We start from the raw sequence: 23082 nt of genomic DNA, 5'->3' as shown, positions 1-23082 counted from the left end.
AGGAGACGGGCGATGGCGGCGGTATCGACATTCGGAGTAAAACATCCGGAACAGGAGCTGAGCCGCGAGTGGCGCAGCTGGATCGCGGAAAACCTCATGCTGGGCAGCCACCCGTCGGCGTTGATGCCGGTGCTGCAACAGGCGGGCATCGCGGAGCCACTGGCGCGCCGCGAAATCGAGCTGGCGCTGCAGAGTCCCTATCTGGCCGGCGCCGTGCGCCTGTCGAACCGCCTGGCCAAGCGCGACTGGGTGATCGATATCCAGCGCAAGCTGAACCAGCTGCGCGACCCCGAGATTCCCCGCCGCGACAAGCTCTCCGCGCAGGAATTCCTCGACGAGTACTACTCGACCAACCAGCCCGTCATCATCACGGGCATGATGGACGACTGGCCCGCCATGGCCAAGTGGAGCCCCGTCTATTTCCGCGAGCATTACGCGCAGCGCGAAGTGGAAGTGCAGTTCGGCCGCGAGGCGGACGATCAGTACGAAATGAACAGCGTGGCCCACAAGCGCAAGATGGCGTTTGGCGAGTATGCGAGCCTGGTCGAGGGCAGCGGCGCGACCAACGATTTCTACATGACGGCGAATAACAATTCGCAGAACCGGCAAGCCTTGCGCGAGCTGTGGGACGATATCGGCCAGCTGCCCGAATACCTGAAGCAGGATGGCGTCCCCACGGGTTTTCTGTGGTTCGGCCCGGCCGGCACCGTGACGCCATTCCACCACGACCTGACGAACAACTTCATGGCGCAGGTCAAAGGGCGCAAGCGGCTGCGCATCATGGCCGCCTGCGAGGTGGCGCGCGTGTACAACCAGCGCCACTGTTTTACGCCCGTCGACGGGCGCGACATCGACGTGCGGCGCTATCCGCTGATGGCCGACGTACAGGTGCGCGAATGCGTGCTGGCGCCAGGCGAGATCCTGTTTTTGCCCGTCGGCTGCTGGCATTTCGTCGAAGCGCTCGACGTATCGATGACGGTGGCGTTTACCAACTTCAAATGGGATAACGATTTTTACAGCAAGTATCCGCCGAATCACGACTTTTGATGGCGGGGCGAACTTGCCGCGAACAGCCGCCTTACGGGCGGCTTTTTTCATGCTACGGTGCGCTTCTTGTATAAGATATTTCCATAAAATATGTGATTCAAATCATTTTGAAGCAATTATTTTGATATGAACGGCCACGATGTTTCATTATCCAGAGGGCGGTGGCGGGCGGATAATTTGATGGCTGGCACGGCGCCAGTACCAACAACATCTGGAGGCGGCAGGGCATGAACACGCAGCACATGACACAGTTACAGCAAGCACCAGCAGATCGTACTGAACTTCGGCTCGACACGCGGCTGACCCGCGAAGCGGCCGAGCTGCTGGCCAGGGCCGACATCCATTTGAATGGCCGCGCCGCCTGGGACATGCAGCTGCGCAAGCCGGGCGTGCCCGAGCGCGCCTTCGCCAGCGGCAACCTGGGCCTCGGTGAAGCGTACATGGACGGCGACTGGGATGCGCAGCAGCTCGACGAATTCTTTTGCCATTTGCTGCGCGCCAGGTTGGGCGACGACGTGCGCCCCATGCGCCTGGCCTTCCACGCGCTGACCGCGCGCCTGTTCAATCTGCAGACGGAACGCCGCGCCTGGATGGTGGGCAAGGAGCACTACGACCTCGGTAACGCCTTCTATGCGGCCATGCTCGACCCGCGCATGACTTATACCTGCGGCTACTGGAAGGATGCGGCCAACCTGGCCGAGGCGCAGGAGGCCAAGCTCGATCTGGTCTGCCGCAAGCTGCGCCTGGAGCCGGGCATGCGCGTGCTCGATATCGGCTGCGGCTGGGGCAGTTTCATGCGCTATGCGGCGGAAAAATACCAGGTGCGGTGCGTGGGCGTGACGATTTCGCAAGAGCAGGCCGCGTATGCGCGCGCCATGCCGGGCGGCGAACAGCTGGACATCCGCCTGCAGGACTACCGCGACACCGATGAAAAATTCGACCGCATCGTCAGCATCGGCATGTTCGAGCACGTGGGCCACAAGAATCACCGTACCTTCATGGAAGTGGCGCACCGCTGCCTGGAAGACGACGGCCTGTTCCTGCTGCACACGATAGGCAAAAACAAGCGCCATTCCACGTGCGACCCGTGGATCGACAAATACATCTTCCCGAATGGCGACTTGCCGTCGATCGGCCAGATCGGCGACGCCATGGACGATCTGTTCGTAGCCGAAGACTTGCACAACTTCGGCGCCGACTACGACAAGACCCTGATGGCCTGGCATGCGAATTTTGAGCAGGCGTGGCCGCGCTTTGCCGCCCAGCTGGGCGGGCGCTTCCACCGCATGTGGTCCTACTATCTGCTGTCTTGCGCGGGCGCCTTCCGCGCGCGCGACCTGCAGCTGTGGCAATGGGTGCTGTCGAAGCGGGGGGTATTGGGCGGCTATGGGCGTGTCAGCTGATATCATGGGCTGATGGATATCAATCAAGCGCGTACCTTCCTCGAAGTGGCGTCCTGCGGCAGCTTCATCATGGCGGCCGAACGCATGCACGTGACACAGACGGCCGTCAGCGCCCGCATCCGCACCCTGGAGCAGCAGCTGGGGCGCCAGCTGTTCGTGCGCAACAAGGCGGGCGCGCGCCTGACGCCGGCCGGCGAGCGCTTCATGCGCCATGCGGCCACCATGGTGCAGGTGTGGGAACGGGCGCGCCATCAGGTGGCCTTGCCGCCGGGGCGCGACGACGCCGTCAGCATCGGCTGCGAACTGAGCTTGTGGCAGCCGCTGCTGGGCGACTGGTTGATACGCATGAGCCGCGATTGCCCCGAGATCGCCCTGCGCGCGGAAGTCGACAGCCCCGCGCGCCTGCTCGACGCCGTGCACGACGGCTCGCTCGACCTGGCCGTGCTGTACAACCCGCCGCAGCGTCCGGGCCTGGCCAGCGAATTGCTGGCCGAGGAAAAGCTCGTGATGGTGACCACGCGCGCGGACGGGCAGATGCATGTCGATACATACGTGTACGTGGACTGGGGCCCGGCGTTTGCCGCGAACCACCAGGCCGCGTATCCGGAACTGAGCAGCCCGCCCGTGTCGATCTCGCTGGGGCCGTTGGCCCTCGTCTACCTGCTGGAAGCGGGCGGTGCCAGTTACTTCCGCATCGGCAGCGCGCAACCCTATCTCGATGCGGGCTTGCTGCACCGCGTGCGCGACGCGCCCGAATTCTCGCATTCCGCCTACGCCGTCTACGCGGCCCAGCGCGACAACCCGACCCTGGACCGCGCCCGCGCCTGCCTGCTCGAGGTGGCGGAGAGAATCAAGTAAATGTGTGAGACGTAAAAAAGCCGACCCGAGGGTCGGCTTTTTTTATCCTGCTCATGCGCATAAGCGCAGAGCATAAAACGTTCAGGGCAAGGCGCGGTGCCGAAGACAGTACGACTAGTACGGCGAGGCACTGCAACGCCGCCCTGGGCGTTTTTGCGCTAGCGCTTAGTCGCGGCTGCCGCCGGCGAAGCCCAGCAAAGACAACAGGCTGGTGAAGATGTTGTACACGTCCAGGTAGATGCGCAGGGTGGCCGAGATGTAGTTGGTCTCGCCGCCGTTGATGATTTGCTGCACGTCATACAGGATGTAGGCCGAGAAGATGGCGATGGCAACCATGGAGATCACGATCGACAGTGCCGACAGGCCCAGGAAAATATTCGCCACCGATGCCAGGATCAGCACGATCACGCCCGCGAACAGCCATTTGCCCATGGCCGAGAAGTCGCGCTTCGAGACCGTGGCGATCGTCGCCATCACGGCCAGGATGGTGGCCGTACCGCCGAATGCCGTCATGATCAGCATGCCGCCGTTCGAGTAGCCGAGCGTGCGCGTCAACAGTGGCGTGAGCATCAGGCCCATGAAGAAGGTAAAGCCCAGCAGGACGGCGACGCCGAGGCCCGAGTTCTTGGTCTTTTCAATCGCGTACATGAAGCCGAATGCGACGGCCATGAAGATGATGAAGCCCATGCCGCCGGTCAGCATCGGCAAATGCATTTGCACGCCGATGAAGGCGCCCAGCACGGTCGGGATCATGGACAGCGCCAGCAGCCAGTAAGTGTTGCGCAAGACCTGATGGCGGACTTGCTGCATGCCCCCCGACAGGTCAAAGGTGCGTTGCATGTTCTGATTCATAGTGCCTCCGTGTTGTCAATTCAAATTACTGCTTTACTCAAGGATAGCATGAGGGCCGGAATTTGCCAAAAAAGCAGCTTAAGATTTCATTAAACAGGGACAGGGCGGCAAGATGCCCCTGCCTGTCTGGGTGATATGGGGTGGAGTATGGTAAAATCAAAGGTTGATTGAGTTCTCAATTTACCGTTTTAAACCTTACTTTTTATTGGAGTTTTCACACATGGCAATCGAACGCACCCTGTCGATCATCAAACCAGACGCAGTTGCAAAAAACGTAATCGGTCAAATCTACTCGCGTTTTGAAAACGCTGGCCTGAAAATCGTTGCAGCACGCATGACCCAACTGTCGCGCGAACAAGCTGAAGGCTTCTACGCAGCGCACAAAGAACGCGGCTTCTTCAAGGATCTGGTCGACTTCATGGTTTCCGGTCCAGTCATGATTCAAGCCCTGGAAGGCGAAAACGCCGTTCTGGCCCACCGTGACCTGATGGGCGCGACCGATCCGAAGAAAGCAGAAAAAGGCACGATCCGCGCCGATTTCGCCGATTCGATCGACGCTAACGCCGTACACGGTTCCGACGCTGTCGAAGCTGCTAAAGTGGAAATCGCTTACTTCTTCCCAGAACTGAAGGCTTAATTGCCTTAGATAACGTTATTTCCTGGCGTTATCTGTGAAATAACTTATCACCCCCTGTTCCCGCTGCGCTGTGGAGTTTTCGCTCCGGATGCGCGCGGGGACGGATTTTTAGAATAGACAAGATCATGAATACGACGACCCTCACCAACTTGCTGGACCTCGATCCCGCGCAACTCATCGCTTACTGCGCCGAGTTGGGAGAGAAACCGTTTCGTGCGAAACAATTACAACGTTGGATACACCAGTTCGGCGCCTCCGATTTCGACGCCATGACGGATCTGGCCAAGTCGCTGCGCGACAAGCTGGCCACGCGCGCCGAAGTGCGCGCCCCGGCCATCATCAGCGACCACACGTCGACGGATGGCACGCGCAAGTGGCTGGTCGACGTGGGCAATGGCAATGCCGTGGAAACCGTGTTCATCCCGGAAGAAAACCGCGGCACCCTGTGCATCTCGACCCAGGCCGGCTGCGCCGTGAACTGCCGTTTCTGCTCGACGGGCAAGCAAGGCTTCAACCGCAACCTCAGTGTCGGCGAAATCATCGGCCAGCTGTGGATGGCGGAATTCGAATTGCGCCGCACCAAGGGCATCGAACCGGGCCCGAAAGGCGAGCGCCAGATCACCAACGTGGTCATGATGGGCATGGGCGAGCCCCTGCTGAACTTTGAACCGACCGTCACGGCCCTGAAATTGATGCTCGACGACAACGCCTACGGCCTGTCGCGCCGCCGTGTGACCCTGTCGACGTCGGGCGTCGTGCCGATGATGGACAAGCTGTCGCAGGAAGTGCCGGTGGCCCTGGCCGTCTCGCTGCACGCCTCGAACGATGCCTTGCGCGACGGTTTGATCCCATTGAACAAGAAATACCCGCTGAAGGAATTGATGGCGGCCTGCAAGCGCTACCTGGAATTCGCCCCGCGCGATTTCATCACGTTTGAATACTGCATGCTGGACGGCGTCAACGACAGCGACGAGCACGCGCGCGAACTGCTGGCGCTGGTGCAAGACCGCGAGTTCGGCGTGAACTGCAAATTCAACCTGATTCCGTTCAACCCTTTCCCCGAGTCGGGCCTGTTCCGCTCGAAAAACCCGCGCATCAAGGCCTTCGCCCAGGTGCTGATGGACGGCGGCATCATCACCACCGTGCGCAAGACACGCGGCGACGATATCGATGCGGCCTGCGGCCAGCTGGCCGGTGAAGTCAAGGACCGCACCCGGGTGCAGGAACGGATGGAAAAGATGACTGAGTATCAACAGAAATTTGGTGCCAATTTCGGCAAGATCGTGGAGATCCGCTCCTGATGAGGGAAGGCATGGCTTACCAACGCTCGCTCGCTGTGGCCGCTGTTTGCCTGGCCGTGCTGCTGGTCGGCTGTGCCTCTTCCACGCCGCAGACTGTCGCCAAGGACGTGCAGGCAGGTGCGCCGGAGCGTGCCGCGCTGCGCTTGCAGCTGGCCAGCGCGTACTATGCGCAAGGCCAGCTCGACGTGGCCCTGGCCGAAGCGCAGCAAGCCGTGCAGCTGGCGCCGAACGATGCGCAAGCGTATGGCGTGCGCGCCCTGATCCTCGCGGCCCAGCGGCAAACTGCGTCTGCCGAGAAAGATTTCCTTTACGCTTTGCGCCTTGCGCCCCACAATCCTGAGTTGAGCAATAATTACGGCCTGTTTTTGTGCCAGACGGGACGCGCCGCGCAATCGCTGGCGTATTTCGATGCGGCATTGGCGGACGCGGCGTATGTATCGCCGGAAAAGGCGCTCAACAATGGGGGCGCTTGCAGCTTGGCCCTGAACGATTACCCGCGTGCGGGCGCGTATTGGATGCGCGCCGTACGCATCGCACCGGACGTGGCAGTGACGAACGCCGGCCTGGTGCGCGTGTATTACCAACAGCAAGACTACCGGCAGGCGGCTTATTATTTGCAGCGGCTCGGTAAGATAGCAACAATGGAGAGCCAGACGGCCGATGTGCTGTGGCTCGGGATCAAGGTGCAGCATAAGCTCGGGGATGCGGGTGCGGAAGCTGGCCTGGGGGCGCATTTGCGCAACCACCATTCCGGCTCCCCCGAATATGCTGCTTATCAAAATGGGGCGTTTGATGAGTGAGACAGGGATACCAATGAATTCAGAGTGGGCAGAAACGCCTCAGCAGCAGCCCCAGGGCAATCTGGCGTTGGCAGGCGCGCAGTTGAAGGCGCAGCGCGAAGCGCTGGGCTGGCCGGTGGAGCAGGTGGCCGACCAGCTCAAGCTGGCGCCGCGCCAGGTGATCGCGCTGGAAGAGGGCGACATGGCGGCTTTGCCGAATGTGGCCGTGGTGCGCGGTTTCGTGCGCGCCTACGCCAAGGTGGTGCGTCTCGACGCGGCGCCGCTGGTGGCCATGATCGAAGTCCACCCGGCGCCGGCGCAAGACCCGGCCGCGCCCGTGCGGCGCGAAATTTCCGCCACGTTTTCCGAATCGCGCTTCCCCTCGATGACGCAGCGCTCGTCGAACCAGACTCCCCTCTGGATCGCCGGTGCCGTGGCCGTCGTCGTGGCGGCCGCCTTTGGCGCGTATAAACTCGGTTATGTGCCGGCCAGCCTGCTGTCCTCGCAGGCGGGGAAAGAAACATCGCATGCGGAAGTGGGTCCCGTGGAAACGACCCTGGTCAAGCCGGGCCAGGACTTGACGCCCGTGCAGTCGCCGTCCGTGCCTCTGATTTCCGTGCCGCCGCCGCCAGGCAACGATACGCAGACGGGCGCTCCGGCTGCCGCCATCGCTTCGGCGCCGGCCGCCGCCGTGCCGCCGGCTGCTGCGCCAGCCCCTGCGACAGCCGCGACGGCTGCCGTCACGCCGCCCGTGGCTGCCCCTGCCGTGGGCGCGAATGCGCTCGTGCTGAAGGTGGAGCAGGATTCCTGGGTGGAAATCCGCCGCCCAGGCAGCACGCCGCTGATTTCGCGCATGGTCAAGGCGGGCAGCACGGAAACGTTCGATATCACGGGCCCGGCCACCCTGGTGGTGGGCAAACCTGGCGTGGTGCAGGCAACCTTGCGCGGCGCCAAGCTGGAGCTGCCGACCGTTGCCGGTGGCACGATCTCGCGCGTCAGCATCAAATAATTGCAGTAACCGTTCAAGCAAACTCAGAAGATAATATTATGGCTACCTCGAAAACAGCGATCGGCTCCGGTCCATCCGGCCGGCGCGACAGCCGCAAGGTGCTGATCGCGCACGGCCAGCGCCAGATCTGGGTGGGCGGCGACGCCCCCGTGGTGGTGCAGTCGATGACGAACACGGATACGGCCGACGCCATCGGCACGGCGATCCAGATCAAGGAACTGGCGCGTGCCGGTTCGGAACTGGTGCGCCTGACCGTGGACCGTCCGGAAGCGGCCGCGGCCGTGCCCTACATCCGCGAGCAGCTCGACAAGATGGACATCGACGTGCCGCTGGTCGGCGATTTCCACTATAACGGCCATACCCTGCTCAACGATTACCCTGATTGCGCGCGCGCGCTGTCGAAGTACCGCATCAATCCGGGCAACGTGGGCAAGGGCGCCAAGCGCGACACGCAATTTGCGCAGATGATCGAAGCGGCTTGCCGCTACGACAAGCCGGTGCGCATCGGCGTGAACTGGGGCAGCCTCGATCAAGCCTTGCTGGCGCGCATCATGGATGAAAACGCGGGCCGTGCCGAACCATGGCCGGCGCAAGCCGTCATGTATGAAGCGCTGGTGACGTCGGCGATTGAAAACGCCGTGCGCGCCGAAGAGCTGGGCCTGGGTCGCGACAAGATCATCCTGTCGTGCAAGGTGTCGGGCGTGCAGGACCTGATCGCCGTGTACCGCGAACTGGCGCAGCGCTGCGACTATCCGCTGCATCTGGGCCTGACGGAAGCGGGCATGGGCAGCAAGGGCATCGTCGCTTCGACGGCGGCCCTGGCCGTGCTGCTGCAGGAAGGCATCGGCGACACCATCCGCATTTCGCTCACGCCCGAACCGGGCGGCGACCGCACGCGCGAAGTCATCGTCGGCCAGGAAATCCTGCAAACCATGGGCTTGCGCAAGTTCGCTCCCATGGTCATCGCTTGCCCAGGTTGCGGCCGCACGACGTCGACCACCTTCCAGGAACTGGCCGACAACATCCAGACGTATCTGCGCGAGCAGATGCCGGAGTGGAAGAAATCGTATCCGGGCGTGGAAGCGATGAACGTGGCCGTCATGGGCTGCATCGTCAACGGTCCCGGCGAATCGAAGCATGCGAACATCGGTATCAGCCTGCCCGGCACGGGCGAGTCGCCGGCCGCGCCCGTGTTCGTCGACGGCGAAAAGGTCGTCACCCTGCGCGGCGAACGCATCGTCGAGGAATTCCAGGACATCGTCCTCAATTATGTTAAAAGCCATTACGGCGCCGCCGCCACGGCAACGGCGTAGGTCGGATTAGCGCTGTGCGCGTCATCCGACAATCAAGTTAAAGCAAAGAAGAACACTATGTCCGAAAATAAAAAGCTCGACAAAATCACCGCCGTCAAAGGCATGAACGATATCTTGCCAGCCGACGCCCCGCTGTGGGAATTGTTTGAAAACACGGCGCAATCCGTGCTGCAAAGCTATGGCTTCCAGCAGATCCGCACGCCGATCGTGGAAGAAACGAAGCTGTTCGCGCGCGCCATCGGCGCCGTGACCGATATCGTGGAAAAGGAAATGTATTCGTTCACCGATTCGATGAACGGCGACAACCTGACCCTGCGTCCTGAAGGCACGGCTGGCGTAGTGCGCGCCGTCGTCGAGCACAACCTCGTGTACGAAGGCCCGAAGCGCCTGTGGTACAAGGGCCAGATGTTCCGCCACGAGCGTCCGCAAAAGGGCCGCTACCGCCAGTTCCACCAGTTCGGCGCGGAAGCCATCGGCTTCACGGGCCCGGACATCGACGCCGAGCTGATCATGATGACCCGCCGCCTGTGGGATGACCTGGGCCTGGAAGGCATCCGCCTGGAACTGAACTCGATTGGCGACGCGGCCGAGCGCCTGCGCCACCGCGCCGACCTGATCGCCTACCTGGAAAGCCACAGCGAGCTGCTCGACGAAGAAGCCAAGCGCCGCCTGCACAGCAATCCGCTGCGCATTTTGGATACCAAGAATCCTGCCATGCAGGATCTGGTCAATGGCGCGCCGAAGCTGCTCGAGTACCTGGGCGAGGAATCGCTGGCCCATTTCCACGGCGTGCAGAAGATTCTGAACCATAACAATATTCCCTTCATCATCAATCCACGCCTGGTGCGCGGCCTCGATTACTACAACCGCACGGTGTTCGAGTGGGTCAGCGACAAGCTGGGCGCGCAAGGCACGGTCTGCGCCGGCGGCCGCTATGACGGCATGGTGGAAATGTTCGGCGGCAAATCGACGCCCGCCGTCGGCTTCGGCATGGGCGTCGAACGCCTGGTACTGCTGATGAAAGATGCGGCTGAGCCGGAACAGCCAGCCCAATGCGACGTCTACCTGGTGCACCAGGGCGAGCAGGCAGGCTTGCAAGCGTTCGTGCTGGCCGAGCGGATTCGCGATGCGGGCCTGGACGTTGTGCTACATTGCGCAGCGAGCAACGGTGGCGGCAGCTTCAAAACGCAAATGAAAAAGGCGGACGCCAGCGGCGCGGCATTTGCCGTGATCATGGGCGACGATGAAATCGCCAACCATGTCGCGACGGTGAAAGCCATGCGCGAAGCCGATGCGGGCGCACAGCAGAACACGGTGCCGTTCGACGATGTCGTCGATTACGTGGTGGACCAGATCATCGGCGACCACGATTGCGGCCATGACCACGGTCCTGGCGGCCACGTGCATCACCACCACTGATTTGCAGCAAGACCGTTCTACCCTCGATCAACTACTCATTAAAACTGACGACCCATGGCATACGATCACGAAGAACAAGAACAACTGGCAACCCTCAAGGCCTGGTGGCAGCGCAATGGCAATCTGACCTCCTGGGTCCTGATCGTGGCGCTGGCAGGCTACAGCGGCTGGGCTGGCTGGCAGTACTACCAGCGCACGCAGGCTGCGCAAGCGGGCCAGCTGTACGACGAACTGCAAAACGCCATCGCCGCCAAGGACACGGCCAAGGTGATGCGCGCGGCCGGCGACATGCAGTCGCGTTTCAGCGGCACGGCGTATGCGCAGATGAGCGCCCTGGCCGCGGCCAAGGTGGCGTTCGACGCGAACGACCTGAAAACGGCCAAGACCCAGCTGCAATGGGTGGCCGAGCATGGCACGGAAGAGTACAAGGCCATCGCCAAGCTGCGCCTGGCCGGTGTCCTGCTGGACGAAAAAGCCTACGATGAAGCGCTGAAAGTGCTGGCAACGGCTTCCGTGGCGCAATTTGCCGGCGCCGTGGCCGACCGCAAGGGCGACATCCTGGTGGCGCAAAACAAGCTGGCCGATGCCCGCACGGCATACCTGGCCGCTCTGGCCGCGACGGACAAGAACAATCCAGGCCGTCAGCTGATCCAGGTCAAACTGGAAGCAATCGGCGGTACGGTACCGGAAGACAAGGCCAAGGCTGACAAGGCCGCCGCCTGACAGGAACACTGATGGCGGGGCCGGGTGGCGTTGTGCGCCGCCTGCCTTGCCCTTACAAGTACAAGAAAAAGGTTGGATAACACTTATGCGTGTCACTGAAAAGCTGGTAGCTGCAAGTCTGTTGGCCCTGATGGCCGGTTGCTCGTCCTGGAACCCGTTCGCCTCGAAAGATCCGAAAACCGAGCCGGCCAAGCTGGTCGAGTTAAAATCGAGCATCGCCGTGCGCGACGCCTGGAAGTATTCGATCGGCAAGGCTGGCGTCTATGCATTCACGCCTGCGCTGGCCGGCAGCAGCCTGTACGTGGTCAACGCCGATGGCGCGCTGGCGCGCCTCGATGCGGCCAGCGGCCGTGAAACGTGGCGCGTCAAGGCCGGCAGCGATATCACATCGAGCGCCGGCAGCGATGGCACGGTCGTGGCCGTCGGCGCCGCCAAGGGTGCCGTACTGGCGTTTGACGCCGATGGCAAGCAGCTGTGGAAGGCGCAGGCGTCCAGCGAAGTATTGACGGCGCCCGTCGTGGGGCAAGGCGTGGTCGTGGTACGCAGCGTGGACAACCGCATCGTCGGCTTCGACGCCAAGACGGGCGAGCGCAAGTGGACGGTGCAGCGCGCCACGCCGGCATTGACCCTGCGCAATGCGCCGGGCATGGTGCTGGGCGGCGCCAATATCTACGTGGCCCAGCCTGGCGGCAAGCTGCTGGCACTGACGGCGGCCACCGGTGTGGTACGCTGGGAGATCGTCGTCAGCGAACCGCGCGGCGCTACCGAACTTGAACGCGTCTCCGACATCGCCGGCGCGCCGGTGGTGTTCGAAGGCGAAGTGTGCGCCGTCACCTACCAGGGCAAGGCGGGCTGTTTCGACGCCGCCACGGGCGTGCCGCGCTGGACCAAGCCGATCTCGTCCGACGTGGGCGTGGCCGTCGACCAGCGTTTCGTGTTTGTTGCCGATGATCAGGGCGGCGTCTTGGCATTCAGCCGCGAAGGCGGCCAGAGCGCCTGGAAGAACGAGGCGCTGGCGCGCCGCCGCCTGTCGACACCGGCCTCCTACGGCCGCAGCGTCGCCGTCGGCGATTATCAAGGTTATATCCACTTCCTGTCACGGGAAGATGGTGCATTAATAGGTCGTGTCAGCACCGACGGTAGCCCGATTGTTTCGGCTCCCGTTGTTGCCGGTTCGAATTTGATTTTTCAAACCCAATCAGGGACAGTGACCGCTCTCGCGGTCGAGTAATACAATGAAGCCGGTAATTGCACTAGTAGGTCGACCCAATGTTGGGAAATCGACTTTATTCAATCGTCTGACCCGCTCGCGCGATGCGCTGGTGGCGGATTTGCCTGGGTTGACGCGCGATCGTCACTATGGCGAAGGCCGTGTCGGCGAACGTCCCTTCCTGGTCATCGATACGGGTGGTTTCGAACCCGTCGCCAAGGAAGGCATCATGCACCAGATGGCACTGCAGACCAAGCAGGCCGTGGCCGAGGCCGACGTGGTGGTATTCATCGTGGACGGCCGTCAGGGCCTGACCCCGCATGACAAGACCATCGTCGACTTCCTGCGCAAGAGCGGTCGCCCGGTCTTGCTGGTGGTCAACAAAAGCGAAGGCATGCGCTACACGGCCGTCGTGTCCGAATTCTATGAATTGGGCATGGGCGATCCGTACGCGATCTCGTCGGCGCACGGCGATGGCGTCAACGACCTCGTCGAAGTGATGCTGGACCTGGCGTTCGCGCAGCGTCCGGATGAGCCTGAAGAGCTGGAAAAGACCGACCGCGGCATCAAGATCGCCCTCGTCGGCCGTCCGAACGTGGGCAAGTCGACCTTGATCAATACCTTGCTGGGCGAAGAGCGCGTGATCGCCTTCGACATGCCGGGCACGACGCGCGATTCGATTGAAATCCCGTTCGAGCGCGATGGCCAGCAATACACCTTGATCGACACGGCCGGTATCCGCCGCCGCGGCAAGGTGTTTGAAGCGATCGAGAAATTCTCTGTCGTGAAAACGCTGCAGTCGATTTCCGAAGCCAATGTGGTCGTGCTGATGCTCGACGCGCAGCAGGATATTTCCGAGCAAGACGCGCATATCGCCGGCTTCATCCTGGAATCGGGCCGCGCGCTGGTCGTGGCCGTGAATAAATGGGATGGCTTGCAATCGCATCAGCGCGACGAGATCAAGATCGACATCGACCGCAAGCTCGATTTCCTGTCGTTCGCGCAGATGCATTTCATTTCGGCGCTGAAGGGCACCAATATCGGTCCATTGATGAAGTCGCTCAACGCCGCGTATGCGGCCGCCATGTGCGACCTGTCGACGCCGAAGCTGACGCGCGCCCTGATCGAGGCCGTGGAGAAGCAGGAACCGCGCCGCAAGGGTTCGATCCGTCCGAAGCTGCGCTATGCGCACCAGGGCGGCATGAACCCGCCTGTGATCGTTATTCACGGCAATGCGCTCGACGCCGTCGGCGACCCGTACAAACGTTATCTGGAAAAACATTTCCGCGATACGTTTGCCCTGGTCGGCACGCCGCTGCGCATCGAATTGCGTACGGGTAAAAACCCGTTTGCACGCACGCCAAGCAAGTAATGTTTTAAATGCTGAATTAAGTGCATATTAAGGCGCCGCGGAGATAATGCGGCGCCAACAGTCATTTAATGGCTGTTTGCACGAAAATAATAAAGTGTTAATGCGCCATGCGCGACAGCGATCGCGAAAACAGGTTACAGTAGCTATGACGCATCTTTCTTTCTTTGAAAGGTGTGAGAGCACTTGAAATCAAGCGAGTCGCCTCCAATTCTTACACAACAACATAAACAACGGAGCTGTTATGAGCAACAAAGGGCAACTGTTACAAGACCCATTCCTCAATGCATTACGCAAAGAGCATGTTCCTGTCTCGATCTATCTGGTCAATGGCATTAAATTGCAGGGCCATATCGAATCGTTCGATCAATATGTCGTATTGCTGCGCAATACGGTGACACAGATGGTGTACAAGCATGCCATCTCGACAGTGGTGCCGGCCCGTGCCGTCAATCTCAATATTGAATCTGAAGCGGAGTAAAGCGTTGAGCTTGACGGCCCAGCGCCTTTCACCGTCCATCGCCCCCGTCCGCGCCAGCGGCGCTGATGCGTTTGCATCGGCGTCGGCGTCCGCCGCAACTTATCAGATGCCATCATGCGCGCGGCACTAGTCGGAGTTGACTTCGGTCACAGCGACTTCGCCGCCAGCATGGAGGAACTCATGCTGTTGTCGCGCTCGGCTGGCGCGGACCCGATTTCCACCATCACGGCCAAGCGTTCCAGTCCCGATTCCGCGTATTTCGTCGGCAGCGGCAAGGCCGATGAAATTGGCGACGTCGTCGTCAACGATGGCCTGGAAATCGTCATCTTCAACCATGCCCTCTCGCCTGCCCAGCAGCGCAATCTGGAAAAGCGCCTGAATGTGCGCGTGCTCGACCGTACCAGCCTGATCCTCGACATCTTCGCGCAGCGCGCCAAGAGCCACGAGGGCAAGCTGCAAGTCGAGCTGGCCCAGCTGCAGCATCTGGCCACGCGCCTGATCCGCGGTTGGACCCACCTTGAGCGGCAAAAGGGTGGTATCGGCTTGCGCGGTCCCGGCGAGACGCAGCTCGAGACCGACCGCCGGCTGATCGGCGAGCGCGTCAAGGCCTTGCGCGCGCGTCTGGAAAAGCTGCACAAGCAGCGCGAAACGCAGCGCCGTGCGCGCGGCCGCAATCACACATTCTCGGTGTCCCTGGTCGGCTATACCAATGCCGGCAAGTCGACCCTGTTCAATGCCGTGACCAAGGCCGGCGTGTACGTCGCCGACCAGTTGTTCGCCACCCTCGACACCACCTCGCGCCGGGTTTACCTGGGGCAGGAAGTGGGCAACGTGGTGATCTCCGACACGGTCGGCTTCGTGCGCGAATTGCCGCATCAGCTGGTGGCGGCATTCCGCGCCACGCTCGAAGAAACCATCCATGCCGATTTGCTGCTGCACGTCGTCGACGCCGCGTCGCCGGTGCGCATGGAGCAGATCGAGCAGGTCAACCTGGTCTTGAAAGAGATAGGTGCCGATCATATTCCGCAAATCCTCGTGTGGAACAAGATCGATGCGGCCGGGCTGGAGCCCTCGGTGGAGCGCGACGAATATGCTACGATCAGTCGCGTGTTCGTCAGTGCGCAGAAGGGCAGCGGGCTCGACCTGCTGCGCGATGCGATCGTCGAGATGGCCAGGAAGGCGCCCGGTTCGGCCCACCTGTATCAGAACGACGAAGCACCGCAGGAAGATCAGTTTGACGGTCAGTACGACCAGCACGATGGCGCCGCCCCGGACCAGGACGAAGAGCCTGGCGAGGACGATAGGATTTCCACCCACTCCCAAGTCGGAACACGATAGTTATGCTTGTCTCCCTACTCAAAAAAACAGGCTTGAAGTTGTCCCTGAACGATCCCCGCTGGGGCAATCGCAAGGACGACGGCAAGAAAGCCCAAGAAGGCAAAAAGCCCGGCGAAGGTCCGCCGGACCTCGATCAGTTGTGGCGCGATTTCAATCAGCGCCTGAACGCCTTTTTCGGACAGAAGAACCGTCCCGACAACGGCGGCAATAACAACGGCGGTGGCGGTGGTCCGCGTCCCGACATGAAGGGCGCCGGCATCACCGCCGGCGTGGTCGGCGTGATCGCCGTCTTCATCTGGCTCGCCAGCGGCGCGTTCATCGTGCAAGAGGGCCAGAACGGCGTCGTGCTCACGTTCGGCAAGTACAGCCACACCACGCCGGCCGGTTTCAACTGGCGCTGGCCGTACCCGTTCCAGACCGACGAAACCGTCAACGTGTCGCAAGTGCGCACGGTGGAAGTGGGTTACCGCCAGTCGCTGCGCAACAAGCAGGCCAGCGAATCGCTGATGCTGACGGACGATGAAAACATCATCGACATCCAGTTCGCGGTGCAGTACACCCTGAAAGATCCCGTGGCGTGGCTGTTCAACACGCGCGACCAGGAAGACACCCTGCGCCAGGTCGCCGAAACGGCGATCCGCGAAGTGGTCGGCCGCAGCAAGATGGACTTCGTGCTGTACGAGGGCCGCGAAAAGGTGGCGTACGATACGCAGCAGCTGATGCAGCAGATTCTCGACCGCTACAAGGTCGGCGCCGTCATCACCAACGTGACGATGCAGGCCGTGCAGCCGCCGGAGCAGGTGCAAGCCGCTTTCGACGATGCCGTCAAGGCAGGCCAGGACCGCGAACGCCAGAAGAATGAAGGCCAGGCTTACGCCAACGACGTCATTCCAAAAGCCCGCGGTGCCGCTTTCCGCCTGATGGAGGAAGCCGCAGCGTACAGCGCGATGGTGACCGAGAACGCGGCAGGCAATGCTTCGCGCTTCAAGCAGGTGCTGGTCGAGTACCAGAAGGCGCCGGTTGTCACGCGCGACCGCATGTACCTCGAAACGATGCAGCAAGTGTTCAGCAGTGCCAGCAAGGTCATGGTCGACGCGAAGACGGGCAGCAATCTGCTGTACCTGCCGCTCGACAAGCTGATCGCCCAGACGGCTGCCACCGACGCTGCCGCTGCCGCCGCCCGTGCTGCCGCGACACCCGCAGCCAACACCGTTTTGCCACAGGAAGCCATGCCGACAGTAGAAGTCAATCAGCGCCGCGACAGCCGCTCTTCGCGTGAACGGGAGAGCCGCTAATGAACCGTATCGTAGCCGCCCTGATCGCGGGCTTTATCGCGATCATGCTCTTGTCCTCGACCGTGTTCGTGGTCGACCAGCGTAAGTATGCGGTCGTCTTCGCCCTCGGCGAAGTCAAGGAAGTCATCAGCACGCCGGGCCTGTACTTCAAGCTGCCGCCGCCGTTCCAGAACGTGCTGTACCTGGACAAGCGCATCCTGACCCTGGATACGCCGGAACCGGAACGCTTCATCACGGCCGAGAAGAAGAACATCCTCGTCGACGCCTACGTGAAATGGCGCATCGCCGATCCGCGCCTGTATTTCCGCAGCTTCGGTGGCGATGAAAAACCGGCCCGCAACCGCATGTCGCAAATCGTCAAGGCGGCGCTGAACGATGAAATCACCAAGCGCACCGTGCGCGAAGTGATCTCGGGCCAGCGCGGCAAGGTGATGGAAGCGATCCTGGCGAAGGTCTCGGCTGAAGCGAAGGCCATCGGCGTGGAAATCGTCGACGTGCGCCTGAAGCGCGTCGACTACGTCGAGCAGATCAACAACTCCGTGTACGAGCGCATGAAGTCCGAGCGCGTGCGCGTGGCCAATGAGCTGCGTTCGACCGGTTCGGCCGACTCCGAGAAAATCCGCGCCGACGCCGACAAGCAGCGCACGGTGATCCTGGCAGAAGCGTACCGCGAAGCCGAGAAGATCCGCGGCGAGGGCGATGCCAAGGCATCGCAGATCTACGCGGAAGCGTTTGGCAAGAATCCGGAGTTCTACAAGTTCTATCGCAGCCTGGAAGCCTACCGCGCCACGTTCAAGGACAAGGGCGACGTGATGGTGGTCGATCCGAGTTCGGAATTCTTCAAGTACTTCAAGGGTAACGGCACGGCCGCTCCGTCCAAGAAGTAAGGCAGCATCGACACTGCCACCGGCCGCAACGACCGGGTGGCAGCAGCGGGGCCGGCGTCACTGCCGGCCCCGTTTTTTTAGGATTACTTAGCTGTTGCTGGAAGGCGTAAAATGCGGTGTTTTTGGGGTTGTGCGGCAGCGTTTCGGACAACTTATCCCTAAAGGCCCGTGTTTTCGCGTAAAATATCAGGTTCGGCCTCTTGCCTGGCGCGCCCGCCGCTGCCTCGCATGATGCATTTTTTCAACTTTCTTCCGTATCTCGCTCCCTCATGCCGAATTGGCTTTTGCCCGAAAATATTGCCGATGTTCTGCCGTCGGAAGCGCGCAAGATCGAAGAGCTGCGCCGCCTCATGCTGGATAATTTCCGTCTGTACGGATATGAACTGGTGATGCCGCCGCTGCTCGAGTATCTGGAATCGCTGATGACCGGCGCTGGCAAGGATACTGACCTGCGCACGTTCAAACTGGTCGACCAGCTGTCGGGCCGCATGCTCGGCCTGCGCGCCGACATGACGACGCAAGTGGCGCGCATCGACGCCCATCTGCTGAACCGCGCCACCGTGACCCGCCTGTGCTACGCCGGCAGCGTGCTGCATACCCGTCCGTCGGGTCTGCACGCCACCCGCGAACCGCTGCAGATCGGCGCCGAAATCTATGGCCACGCCGGCCTGGAAGCCGATGCCGAGATCCAGGAACTGGCGCTCGCTTCGCTGGCACTGGCCGGTTTCGATAGCGTCCGCCTGGATTTGTCGCACGTCGGCCTGTTGCGCGCTATCATTGCGCAAGACGCCGCCGCCGAGCGGGACGAAGCTGCGCTGTACGCCTTGCTGCGCGCGAAAGATGCGCCGGGCCTGCGCGCCCTGACCGCATCCTACGATGCCGTCACGCGCGATGCGCTGCTGGCCTTGCCGAATCTGTATGGCGACATCGACGTGCTGGCGCGTGCGCGCGAAGTGCTGCCGCCGTTGCCTGGCGTGTTGAAGGCGCTGGCCGAACTGGCCGCGCTGGCAGGATCTGCCCTTGGCCGCGCCGAAGTGGCGATCGACCTGGCCGACCTGCGCGGCTACCAATATGAAAGTGGCGCGATGTTTGCGCTGTATGTACCTGGCTTGCCGAACGCGGTTGCGCGCGGCGGCCGTTATGACCACGTCGGCGAAGCGTTCGGCCGGGCACGTCCCGCGACCGGCTTCTCGCTCGATTTGCGCGAACTGGCGCGCCTGCTCCCAACGGCGGAACGGAAGCATTCGATCCGCGCCCCATGGGGCAGCGCGCCAGAATTGAAGGAAAAAATCGCCGAGTTGCGCAAGGCGGGCGAGGTCGTGATCCAGAGTATGCCGGGTCACAGTAATGAACAAGACGAGTTCGAGTGCGATCGCGTGCTGGTACTTGCCGATAATGGTAGTAGCTGGATTCTTAAAAACTTAGGTTAAGTGATGTCAAAGAAAATTATGGCAAAGAACGTCGTTGTCATCGGCACCCAATGGGGCGATGAAGGTAAAGGCAAGATCGTCGATTGGTTGACCGATCACGCCCAGGGTGTGGTGCGCTTCCAGGGCGGTCACAATGCAGGCCACACGCTGGTCATCGGCGGCGTCAAAACCGCGCTGCAACTGATCCCTTCGGGCATCATGCGTCCAGGCGTCGCCTGCTACATCGGTAACGGCGTGGTCGTTTCCGTGCCGGACGTGCTGCGCGAAATCGACAAGCTCGAAGCTGTCGGCGTCGAAGTCGCTTCGCGCCTGAAAGTGTCGGACGCTGCGCCCGTGATCCTGCCTTACCACACCGCGATCGACCTGGCCCGTGAAGCCAAGCGTGGCGATGCGAAGATCGGCACCACCGGCAAGGGCATCGGCCCGGCCTACGAAGACAAAGTGGCGCGCCGCGCGATCCGTATCGCCGACCTGCTGAACGAGAAACGCTTTGCCGAAAAGCTGGCCGAAAACCTCGATTACCACAACTTCGTGCTGGAAAACTACCTGAAGGCGCCGAAGGTCGACTATCAGAAGACCCTCGACGACGCGCTGGCCTATGTGCCGCGTCTGCGTCCGATGGTGACCGACGTGTCGAGCGCGCTGTACAAGGCGCACAAGGCCGGCGCGAACCTGCTGTTCGAAGGCGCGCAGGGCTCCCTGCTCGACGTCGACCACGGCACCTACCCATTCGTCACCTCGTCGAACTGCGTGGCCGGCAATGCCGCCGCCGGTTCGGGCGTGGGTCCTGGCATGCTGCACTACATCATGGGTATCACCAAGGCTTACACGACGCGCGTCGGTTCCGGCCCGTTCCCTTCGGAACTGCCAACGGATGCGGGCGTCGGCCACCACCTGGCGCAAGTCGGCCATGAATTCGGCACCGTGACGGGCCGTGCCCGCCGCTGCGGCTGGTTCGACGCTGCCTTGCTGCGCCGCTCCGTGCAGATCAACGGCGTGACGGGCATGTGCCTGACCAAGCTGGATGTGCTGGACGGTATCGAAACGTTGAAACTGTGCACCGGCTACACCATTGATGGCGTCGCCACGGACATCTTCCCGTCGGGCGCTGAAGAAGCCGCCCGTTGCGTACCGGTGTACGAAGAGATGCCAGGCTGGACGGAAAGCACGGTCGGCGCGAAATCGCTGGCGGCGCTGCCGGCAACGGCGCGCGCTTACATCAAGCGCATCGAAGAACTGGTCGGCGTACCGGTGGACATGGTTTCGACCGGTCCCGATCGTGAAGAAACGATCGTGCTGCGTCACCCATTCGAGTAAGCTGCTGGACACAATCCGCCGCAAGGCGGATTTTTTTAATCACGCTAATAATAAGATTCCACTATCATGACTACCCCACAATCGAACGATCAACACCTTTGGGTCAACTGGGAAGAATACCACCGCCTGATCGAGCGCCTGGCGCTCAAGGTCTACGAATCGGGCTGGAAATTCGACCAGGTATTGTGCCTGGCGCGCGGCGGCGTGCGTCCCGGCGACGTATTCTCGCGCATTTTTGACTTGCCACTGGCTATCCTGTCGACCAGCTCCTACCGCGAAGACGCGGGCACGGTGCGCGGCGACCTCGATATCGCCAAGTACATGACCATGACCAAGGGCCCGCTGGCCGGCCGCATTTTGCTGGTCGACGACCTGGCCGATTCGGGCGTCACCCTGGACAAGGTCACGCGTCACCTGAAGGAAAACTTCCCTGACGTGACCGAAGTCAAATCGGCCGTGATCTGGCTGAAGGGCTGCTCCGTCGTGCGTCCCGACTACTTCCTCGACGAACTGCCGCACAACCCGTGGATCCACCAGCCGTTCGAAGACTACGACGGCCTGCGTCCGCACCAGCTGGCGGCGTGGATCAAGAAGGGCGAAGCAGGCAAGTAATTGCGTGCGCGCTTGCAAAAAAAAGACGATCGTGTATCGTCTTTTTTTTCGTCCAAGGAAATGCGATGACCATATTGACGACGGCGCGCCTGCGCCTGGAACCGATCACGGAAAACCATTACGAGCGCATGCGCGCGCTCAACACCGACCCCGAGGTGATGACCTATCTGAACGCGGGCCAGCCCGAAAAGGAAGAGGACACGCGCGCCGCCGTCAAGCGCGTCACGGGCCGCTGGGCCGAGTGGGGCTATTCCTGGTGGGCGCTGATACGCCTCGATGATGGCGAGATGGTGGGCATGGCCTGCCTGCAGCATCTCGATGGCGACAAGAGCAAGCCGCACGAAATCGGCTGGCGTCTGGCCCGCACGGGCTGGGGCCAGGGCTATGCCAGCGAAGCGGCGGCCGCCATCGTCGTGCATGCGTTCGACGTCGTCGGCGCGCCCGAAGTGGTGGCCGTGGCGCACCCGGACAACGCCGCCTCGATCAAGGTCATGACGCGCCTGGGCATGCAGTACGCGGGCATGGAACGCCATTACGATATCGATAGCGTCGTGTACCGGCTGGCGCGCCCATGACGGTAACGCGCAAGCCCCTGAAGCTGGGCTGCGCCTACGGCGTGCGGTTTTCGCCCGATGGCGCGCACCTGGCCGTACTGGGGCGCGACCTGGTCCTGTGGGACGTGGCGGCACGCCAGAAACTGTGGCGCGGAAAGTTCATCGCCCATTGTTCCAGCATGGCGTTCTCGCCCGATGGCAGCCGGCTGGCCATCAAGAGCACGACGGGCCAGCAGGCCGTGGTGGATGCCCTGGCGGGCCAGGTGCTGCTGAACTTCCAGAACAAAAAGGATGGCGAAGGCTGCGGTCCCGCATGGTCGCCGTGCGGCCAATATCTTGCCGACGGCGGCTGGGATGGCCGCCTGCGCGTGCGCGACGCGCAGACGGGTGACCTGCTGTTCATGCACGAGCACCCTGGCGAAATGCTGCGCGCAATCTACGCCATCGATGGCGGGCGGCGTTTGCTGGTCCTGCATGGCATCAAGTCGGTGGAGGAAGGGCAGGTGCAGCCGCCCGACTACTGCAGCGTGTGGGACTGGCCATTGCAAGCGGGAGGCGGGCGCGTGGTGCTGTCGCTGCCCAAGCTGGCGTCGTGCGCCCCATCGCCCGATGGCGAGCGCCTGGCCGTGCTGCATTACGCGGGCGGCGACGAGTTCTGATCCGTGCATGCGATGGACGATGGCCGCTGTCTGGCCACGGCGCCCGTGGAAGCGGGCGCCGGCACGGGCGACGCCTTGCGCTGGCTGCCCGACGGCAGCGCGCTGGGACGCATCGGCAAGGGCAAGCTGTTGTTCTATGCCTGGCCGGGGCTCGGCGTCGTGGCGCAGGAAGATTTTACGTATCCCTGCGCGCTGGACTTTTTGCCTGGCTCGCCATTGGCCGCCATCGGTTCCTGGGAATCTGGCATGCTGATGGATCTGAACGTTCACAAGGAAAATACATGATTACCTGCTACCTGCGTTACATCATCGATCCGTACAAATTGCGGGAATTCGAAGCCTATGGCAAGCTGTGGATACCGCTGGTCGAACGCTTCGGCGGCCAGCACCACGGCTACTTTTTGCCATCGGAAGGCGCCAGCAACGTGGCGCTGGCCATGTTCTCGTTTCCCAGCCTGGCCTTGTACGAGCAGTACCGCAGCGACTCGATGCAGGACGCCGAATGCCAGGCCGCCTTCCGCTATGCGGAAGAGACGCGCTGCATCGTCAGCTATGAGCGCAGTTTCTTCCGGCCCGTGTTTGCCTGAAC

Annotated in this window: 24 protein-coding genes; 23 read left to right on the top strand and 1 reads right to left on the bottom strand. The window is 61.9% G+C overall.

The features are described 5' to 3' along the window. Positions 1-12 precede the first annotated feature (12 nt). The 3 genes from AC4BCN_RS21785 (at position 13) to AC4BCN_RS21775 (ending at position 3308) form a co-directional block, all read left to right on the top strand. Complete coding sequence (locus AC4BCN_RS21785; protein WP_490491750.1) at positions 13-1047, top strand: cupin-like domain-containing protein; 1035 nt, start codon at positions 13-15, stop codon at positions 1045-1047. A 242-nt stretch (positions 1048-1289) separates the two neighbouring features. After that, positions 1290-2450 (top strand): cyclopropane fatty acyl phospholipid synthase, encoded by a 1161-nt coding sequence (cfa, locus tag AC4BCN_RS21780; RefSeq protein ID WP_490493623.1) that lies wholly within the window; start codon positions 1290-1292, stop codon positions 2448-2450. A gap of 12 nt (positions 2451-2462) precedes the next feature. After that, on the top strand, positions 2463-3308 hold the full coding sequence (locus AC4BCN_RS21775; protein WP_490491749.1) for a LysR family transcriptional regulator: 846 nt from the start codon (positions 2463-2465) through the stop codon (positions 3306-3308). 165 nt (positions 3309-3473) lie between these two features. On the opposite strand, the gene AC4BCN_RS21770 is transcribed toward AC4BCN_RS21775, so the two are convergent. After that, complete coding sequence (locus tag AC4BCN_RS21770) at positions 3474-4148, bottom strand: Bax inhibitor-1/YccA family protein (RefSeq protein ID WP_411268305.1); 675 nt, start codon at positions 4146-4148, stop codon at positions 3474-3476. A 232-nt stretch (positions 4149-4380) separates the two neighbouring features. On the opposite strand from AC4BCN_RS21770, the gene ndk reads away from it, so the two are divergent. The 20 genes from ndk to AC4BCN_RS21670 all read left to right on the top strand — a co-directional run bounded on the left by ndk (position 4381) and on the right by AC4BCN_RS21670 (position 23080). Then, positions 4381-4797 carry a nucleoside-diphosphate kinase gene (ndk, locus tag AC4BCN_RS21765; RefSeq protein ID WP_034752036.1) on the top strand — a complete coding sequence of 139 codons (417 nt, stop codon included), beginning with the start codon at positions 4381-4383 and terminating at the stop codon, positions 4795-4797. Positions 4798-4922: 125 nt separating this feature from the next. Continuing rightward, on the top strand, positions 4923-6098 hold the full coding sequence (gene rlmN / locus AC4BCN_RS21760) for a dual-specificity RNA methyltransferase RlmN (protein WP_034752035.1): 1176 nt from the start codon (positions 4923-4925) through the stop codon (positions 6096-6098). 11 nt (positions 6099-6109) lie between these two features. Further along, on the top strand, positions 6110-6898 hold the full coding sequence (gene pilW / locus AC4BCN_RS21755; RefSeq protein WP_490491748.1) for a type IV pilus biogenesis/stability protein PilW: 789 nt from the start codon (positions 6110-6112) through the stop codon (positions 6896-6898). 13 nt (positions 6899-6911) lie between these two features. Further along, entirely contained in the window at positions 6912-7886 is a 975-nt protein-coding gene (locus AC4BCN_RS21750; protein ID WP_490491747.1) for a helix-turn-helix domain-containing protein, read from the top strand. 38 nt (positions 7887-7924) lie between these two features. After that, positions 7925-9199 carry a flavodoxin-dependent (E)-4-hydroxy-3-methylbut-2-enyl-diphosphate synthase gene (gene ispG, locus AC4BCN_RS21745; RefSeq protein ID WP_046685712.1) on the top strand — a complete coding sequence of 425 codons (1275 nt, stop codon included), beginning with the start codon at positions 7925-7927 and terminating at the stop codon, positions 9197-9199. A 57-nt stretch (positions 9200-9256) separates the two neighbouring features. Beyond that, the gene (gene hisS, locus AC4BCN_RS21740) at positions 9257-10618 is read left to right on the top strand and encodes a histidine--tRNA ligase (RefSeq protein ID WP_070301526.1); all 1362 of its coding nucleotides are present in this window, start codon (positions 9257-9259) and stop codon (positions 10616-10618) included. A gap of 54 nt (positions 10619-10672) precedes the next feature. Beyond that, complete coding sequence (locus AC4BCN_RS21735; protein ID WP_034752031.1) at positions 10673-11341, top strand: YfgM family protein; 669 nt, start codon at positions 10673-10675, stop codon at positions 11339-11341. A gap of 85 nt (positions 11342-11426) precedes the next feature. Beyond that, the gene (gene bamB / locus AC4BCN_RS21730; RefSeq protein ID WP_128142406.1) at positions 11427-12572 is read left to right on the top strand and encodes an outer membrane protein assembly factor BamB; all 1146 of its coding nucleotides are present in this window, start codon (positions 11427-11429) and stop codon (positions 12570-12572) included. Between the two features lie 4 nt (positions 12573-12576). Then, positions 12577-13923, top strand: coding sequence for a ribosome biogenesis GTPase Der (der, locus tag AC4BCN_RS21725; protein WP_070221915.1), 1347 nt, complete (start codon positions 12577-12579; stop codon positions 13921-13923). A 241-nt stretch (positions 13924-14164) separates the two neighbouring features. After that, complete coding sequence (gene hfq, locus AC4BCN_RS21720; protein WP_008450615.1) at positions 14165-14401, top strand: RNA chaperone Hfq; 237 nt, start codon at positions 14165-14167, stop codon at positions 14399-14401. 114 nt (positions 14402-14515) lie between these two features. After that, positions 14516-15739: a GTPase HflX gene (gene hflX / locus AC4BCN_RS21715; protein WP_128142407.1), complete on the top strand. Its 1224-nt coding sequence runs from the start codon at positions 14516-14518 to the stop codon at positions 15737-15739. A gap of 2 nt (positions 15740-15741) precedes the next feature. Next, the gene (gene hflK / locus AC4BCN_RS21710; RefSeq protein WP_034752025.1) at positions 15742-17034 is read left to right on the top strand and encodes an FtsH protease activity modulator HflK; all 1293 of its coding nucleotides are present in this window, start codon (positions 15742-15744) and stop codon (positions 17032-17034) included. Then, positions 17034-17921 carry a protease modulator HflC gene (hflC, locus tag AC4BCN_RS21705; RefSeq protein WP_101482164.1) on the top strand — a complete coding sequence of 296 codons (888 nt, stop codon included), beginning with the start codon at positions 17034-17036 and terminating at the stop codon, positions 17919-17921. Before hflK ends, hflC begins: the two co-directional genes overlap by 1 nt. Before the next feature lie 269 nt (positions 17922-18190). Continuing rightward, the gene (locus AC4BCN_RS21700) at positions 18191-19351 is read left to right on the top strand and encodes an ATP phosphoribosyltransferase regulatory subunit (protein ID WP_034752022.1); all 1161 of its coding nucleotides are present in this window, start codon (positions 18191-18193) and stop codon (positions 19349-19351) included. Between the two features lie 3 nt (positions 19352-19354). Continuing rightward, positions 19355-20668, top strand: coding sequence for an adenylosuccinate synthase (locus tag AC4BCN_RS21695; protein WP_034752021.1), 1314 nt, complete (start codon positions 19355-19357; stop codon positions 20666-20668). Between the two features lie 66 nt (positions 20669-20734). Beyond that, positions 20735-21280 carry a phosphoribosyltransferase gene (locus AC4BCN_RS21690; RefSeq protein ID WP_034752020.1) on the top strand — a complete coding sequence of 182 codons (546 nt, stop codon included), beginning with the start codon at positions 20735-20737 and terminating at the stop codon, positions 21278-21280. Between the two features lie 65 nt (positions 21281-21345). Continuing rightward, positions 21346-21855: a GNAT family N-acetyltransferase gene (locus AC4BCN_RS21685; protein ID WP_490491746.1), complete on the top strand. Its 510-nt coding sequence runs from the start codon at positions 21346-21348 to the stop codon at positions 21853-21855. After that, on the top strand, positions 21852-22493 hold the full coding sequence (locus AC4BCN_RS21680) for a WD40 repeat domain-containing protein (protein ID WP_490491745.1): 642 nt from the start codon (positions 21852-21854) through the stop codon (positions 22491-22493). Before AC4BCN_RS21685 ends, AC4BCN_RS21680 begins: the two co-directional genes overlap by 4 nt. Before the next feature lie 3 nt (positions 22494-22496). Then, positions 22497-22778: a hypothetical protein gene (locus tag AC4BCN_RS21675; protein WP_490491743.1), complete on the top strand. Its 282-nt coding sequence runs from the start codon at positions 22497-22499 to the stop codon at positions 22776-22778. Continuing rightward, positions 22775-23080, top strand: coding sequence for an NIPSNAP family protein (locus AC4BCN_RS21670; protein WP_034752016.1), 306 nt, complete (start codon positions 22775-22777; stop codon positions 23078-23080). Before AC4BCN_RS21675 ends, AC4BCN_RS21670 begins: the two co-directional genes overlap by 4 nt. The last annotated feature ends 2 nt before the right edge of the window (positions 23081-23082 follow it).

This window comes from Janthinobacterium sp. Bl 1 (assembly GCF_058215535.1).
The sequence above is the reverse complement of the archived record's forward strand: the minus strand, read 5'-3'. Positions and strand labels throughout refer to the sequence as shown.